Consider the following 4,733-nt stretch of genomic DNA (forward strand, 5'->3'; position numbering starts at 1 on the left):
CCCCCCCCCCCCCCCCCCCCCCCCCCCCCCCCCCCCCCCCCCCCCCCGGTGCGGCTAGTCCGCCGCCGGGCCGGTTCCGGCGCGGGGCCCGGGCCCCCGTTCGGACTGGGCCGGGACACAGGGCTCCTCGTGCCCCTCGGCCAGCCGGTCCAGCAGCGCCGTGCGCTCGGCGTCGAAGGCGGGGTCGGCCTGGTAGTCGCCGTGCCCCAGGATCGGTGCGGGCAGCGGATGTTCGGGAGTACGCCCGTAGTGCAGCGGGTCTCTCAGCGGGCCGCGGTCCACCTCCTGGTCGCCGTCCTCCCCCGGCATCACCGGGCCGCCGATCGGGTCGGTCGGGCGCCACAGGTTCCGCCAGCAGTCCACCTCCTCGCCGAGCGCCCGCATGGGGGCGGGGCCGAAGCAGGCCGGGAACCAGCGTCCGTAGAGCCGCTCCAGCGGGGAGCCGTAGGTGAGCAGGGCGACCCGTCCGCGGGTGCCGGGGTCGAGCTGCCAGACGGCGGCGGCCGCCAGCACACTGCCCTGGGAGTGCCCGGAGATCACCAGCCGGCCGCCGGTGCGCGCGGTCCAGGTGTACATCCGCCAGGTGAGGTCCGGCACCGCGCGTTCGGCGTAGCAGGGCGGCGCGAAGGGGTGGGCGGCGCGCGGCCAGAAGGTGCCCACGTCCCACAGGATGCCGACGGTGCGGCGGGCGGCGGCGTCGCGGTAGGCACGGCGGCCCATCGCCACCAGCAGCACCACCATCGCGCCCGTCAGCCAGGAGCCGAGCGCCTGGACGGTCTGGGCCAGGGCGGGCAGCGGCCCGGGCCAGGAGGCCGCGGCCGGCCCCGGGGGCAGGCCGGTGCGGACCGCGCCCGCCAGGGCGCCGGCGCCCAGCAGCACGGTGGTGAGGGCGACGGAGGCGATCAGGGCCGGTGCGGAGTCGGTCAGCCGCGCCCAGGCGACGACGCGGGCGATCCGGCGGCTGCGGGACTCCAGCTCGCGGGGTTCGCCCTCGTAGGAGTCGACGACCTGGGGGGTGAGCCGCCCGCGTGTCCGCTCCGCTCGCACCGCGGCGCACAGCGCGAAGGCCGCCACGACCAGCAGCAGGACGGGGATCACGGCGGCCTGCCAGCTCAGCAGTACCGGCGGCCCCGCTATGGCGCCGCCGGCCACGCCCGGGGTGCCGTCCTTGTCCAGCCAGTCCGCCACCCGCTGGGCCACGCCGCCGGTGAGCACTCCGCCGAGCGCGCAGGCCAGTAAGGCGACCGCGGCGCCGCCCAGCCCGCCCATGGCGCACCGTCCGGCGCACGAGCCCGGCGGAGCCGCCCGGTGCAGGAGGTACGCGGTGACGGCGATGGCGGCGGCCAGCGCGCCCTGCAGGAGGGTGAGCCAGGCGAACACGCCGGTGCCCGGCAGCTGGGCGGAGGAGGTCCAGCCGGGGCGCGGCCAGGCGGCGTACACGGCGGTCAGCGCCAGTGCGCCCAGCGCGGCACCCGGCAAGGCCTTCGAGGCCCACCGGTCGATCCGTTCGTCCGGCTCGGACTCGGTACGGCCCTTGCGCACCGCGACCAGTACGGTCGCCGCCCAGCCCGCCGCGAGGAGCGCGGTCAGCGTCCGCCCCGAGGCCTCCAGCGCCGGAGCGCCGCCGGGGCGCAGATCGTGGTCGGCGGCCGCGGCCAGGAGGGCGGTGGCGACCGTGAGCAGTCCGGCCGCGGTGTGGGCGGCGCGCAGCCGGGAGACCAGGCGGCGGCCGTACCAGAAGCCCGGCAGGGAGAGTGCGGGCCGCTCGCCGCCGGGCAGCGGCCGGGCCCGGCCCGGCGGGCGCGGAGGCGGCGAGGCGGACTCGTAGGCGCTCCAGGTGCGGTGCGACAGCCACCACAGCAGTGCGATCAGCGCGGCGGGCGCCGAAGCGGCCAGGAGCAGGCGGCGGCCGGGGGAGGCCCACCAGCCCCCGGTGAGGGGCCCGAGCCAGGACTTGCCGCGTGCGCAGCGCTCGGAGGCGGCGCACTGCCAGGCCACCAGGTCGAGTGCGACCTCGCAGGCCGCGGCGGTGAGCAGCACGGTCAGAGAGAGCGCCACCAACCGCACCAGGACGTCGTAGACCCGCTGGCCCCGGTGGCGGGCGGGGGCCGCCGGGCGCATCCAGTGGGCGAGATTGGCGACCATGAACGGCAGCAGGAGCAGCCACAGGGCGCGGGCGCTGTTGCCGGAGGTGAGGTTGGACCAGCAGTACGCCTCGGGGATCGGCCGCTGCCGGGCGCGGTCGGCCGACGGCCCGGCCAGGGGGGCGGCCGACCGGTCGGCGGTCAGGCCTCCGGAGTACTCGCCGAAGCGGCTCTCGGCGTCCGCGTCCTCGGTGCGGCGATGGATACCGGCGGTGTCGTCGCCGGTGATCCGCACCGTGCGCGGGTCGCCGAGCATCTCCTGCGGTGTGGTGCCGCCGACTCCGTGCACCAGGAGTTCCAGTGCCGGTTCCCCCCGGCCGCGGCTCTGTCCCGCCGGCGGTGCCGGCCGGTTCTCGGGCATGCTGCGCTCCCCCGATCCGGTGTGTCCCCGTTTCCCGCGGGGTTGCCCGCGGCGGCATCCAGGATGGCGGCTGCGGGCCCCGCGCGCAGCCCGACAGGCCTGCCCGTGCGTCACGATCGCGCTTCGGGCGTGCCGCGCCCGCGTGGAAGGATGGGGCCGAACAGATGCCCGTATCCGCACACACGGCCGCGCGTGTGACCGGGCGCGCGGCCGCCGGTGGACGAGAAGGGACGGACCAGCAGGTGGGCGACAACCAGAACCTCCTGGCGGAGCAGCGGCGCGCGCTCATCCTGGAGGAGGTCAGGCGGCGCGGCGGGGTGCGGGTCAACGAGCTGACCCGCAGGCTCAACGTCTCGGACATGACCGTGCGCCGGGATCTGGACGCGCTGGCGCGGCAGGGCGTGCTGGAGAAGGTGCACGGCGGGGCGGTTCCGGTGTCGGGGGCGAGCACGCACGAGCCGGGTTTCGAGGCGAAGTCGTCGCTGGAGCAGAGCGCCAAGGAGGACATCGCACGGGCTGCGGCGGCGATGGCGGTCCCGGGCGGCGCGATCGCGCTCTCCGGGGGGACGACGACGTACGCACTGGCCCGGTGCCTGCTGGACGTGCCGGACCTGACTGTGGTCACCAACTCACCGCGGGTGGCGGATGTCTTCCACACCGCCCAGCGCGCGGACGTCCCTCGGGGCGGACGCCCGGGGGCGGCGACGGTGGTGCTCACCGGCGGGGTGCGCACCCCTTCGGACTCCCTGGTGGGTCCGGTGGCGGACGCGGCGATCGGCTCGCTCCACTTCGACGTTCTCTTCCTCGGCGTGCACGGCATATCCGCCGAGGCCGGGCTGTCCACGCCCAATCTGGCCGAGGCGGAGACCAACCGCCGGCTGGTCCGCTCCGCACGGCGGGTGGTGGTCGTCGCCGACCACACCAAGTGGGGGACGGTGGGCCTGAGTTCTTTCGCCTCCCTGTCGGAGGTGGACACGCTGGTGACCGACGGCGGCATGCCGCGGCGGACGCGTGCGGAAATCCGCGAGGCGCTGCCGGAGCTGGATTTGGTGGTGGCGGAGGGGGAACCCGACACATGGGGCCGTCTCTGACGGCACCGGGAGCCGGGGTGTCTTCGGGCCCGCGCGTCGCGTGGCGCGTGCCGCAGTGCGCGTAACGCGGTACGCGCACCCTGGTGCCCCGGGTCCGGCGGGTGCAGACTTCACGGCAGAGCGGAACAGGGCAGAACGAACAGGGCAACACCCTGTGGGGTGGCGCCGGTGACGGCCCGGCGACGGCGGCGGACCGGCGATGACGAGGTGGGAGGCGTTGCGCTGTGGCGGAACCCGAGTTCAGTGCCACCGGAGTGCGGATAGCACGGTGGCTGCGGTCCCTCACCCGGGCCGGGCAGGTCGTCGTCCGCGACGGACGGCTGGTGCTGCTGACCAGTTACGGCCGTGAGATCGACAGCGCGCCGGTGGAGCAGGTCCGCGTCAGCGAACCGTGGTACGCCATGCGCGGACGGGCCTTGGCGACCGTCAACGGCACCTGGTACGCGCTGCGCCTGAAGGGACGGGCACGCGAGGGCCTGGTGGCCGCGCTGCGCAGCGCCCGGGCCCGGTCGGGCCGGGCGCGGGGAAGGCCCGGAGCGGTGAGGATCGCGGCGGAGCGTCGCACGACGGCCCCGGTCGACGGCTGACAGCGGACGTCCGGAGAACGGCGGCCGGGGCCGGGAGGCCCGGCGTGGTGTCCATCGGCGCACCCACCCGTAAAGATTGCCCGATTTGCACCTTCTCGCTGTCTGAATCACGCTGATGTCTGTGCCGTAGCGACCGTCAGCGCACCTGACGCGCTCTCCTCCGTCGTCCGGACACCCGCACTCTCACCAGGGAGCCGCAGTCGTGATCAGCCACCCCAGCATGTCCGGCCGGCAGCGGACGGTGGAGTTCCAGGCCCCGCCCTCCCGGGCCGGCCAGATCCACCGCATCGTGTCGGCCCTGCTGCGTTACTGGAAACTGGACCCGCTCGTCGGCCCGGCGACTGACGGCGTGGCCGAGCTGCTTGCCCGAGCCCTCCGGCAGGCGGGCCCGAACAGCCGCTGCACCGTGGAGATCGCGCTGCTCCTCGACCGGCTGACGATCTCCGTGCGCGACCATGCGCCGCAGCTCTCCCCCGCACACGCCGTGGGGGCGCTCCCCGGATATGTCCCCTCACCGACCCCGGGTGGCCTCGCCGCGGGCGGCGAGGCC

At 75.9% G+C, this 4,733-nt stretch carries 3 protein-coding genes and 1 pseudogene; 3 read left to right on the plus strand and 1 reads right to left on the minus strand.

Annotated features, from left to right (window positions below):
• Positions 1-54: 54 nt before the first annotated feature.
• Complete coding sequence (locus LJ221_RS17190; RefSeq protein WP_241717616.1) at positions 55-2,505, minus strand: hypothetical protein; 2,451 nt, start codon at positions 2,503-2,505, stop codon at positions 55-57.
• Positions 2,506-2,747: 242 nt separating this feature from the next.
• On the opposite strand from LJ221_RS17190, the gene LJ221_RS17195 reads away from it, so the two are divergent.
• From LJ221_RS17195 to LJ221_RS17205, 3 genes and pseudogenes are all read left to right on the plus strand, one after another.
• Positions 2,748-3,596: a DeoR/GlpR family DNA-binding transcription regulator gene (locus LJ221_RS17195; protein ID WP_241717624.1), complete on the plus strand. Its 849-nt coding sequence runs from the start codon at positions 2,748-2,750 to the stop codon at positions 3,594-3,596.
• A 224-nt stretch (positions 3,597-3,820) separates the two neighbouring features.
• A complete protein-coding gene (locus tag LJ221_RS17200) occupies positions 3,821-4,183 on the plus strand; it encodes a hypothetical protein (protein WP_241717617.1) in 363 nt (120 codons plus the stop codon).
• A 202-nt stretch (positions 4,184-4,385) separates the two neighbouring features.
• Positions 4,386-4,733 (plus strand): annotated as a pseudogene (locus LJ221_RS17205) (ATP-binding protein); the annotation flags it as partial.

Origin of the sequence: Streptomyces sp. CNQ085 (assembly GCF_022614595.1) — a bacterium.
In the GTDB taxonomy this organism is placed as follows: domain Bacteria; phylum Actinomycetota; class Actinomycetes; order Streptomycetales; family Streptomycetaceae; genus Streptomyces.

Excerpts from the sequence above, each read along its gene's own strand:
- LJ221_RS17190 (WP_241717616.1), bottom strand. The coding sequence starts at position 2,505 with ATGCCCGAGAACCGGCCGGCACCGCCGGCGGGACAGAGCCGCGGCCGG.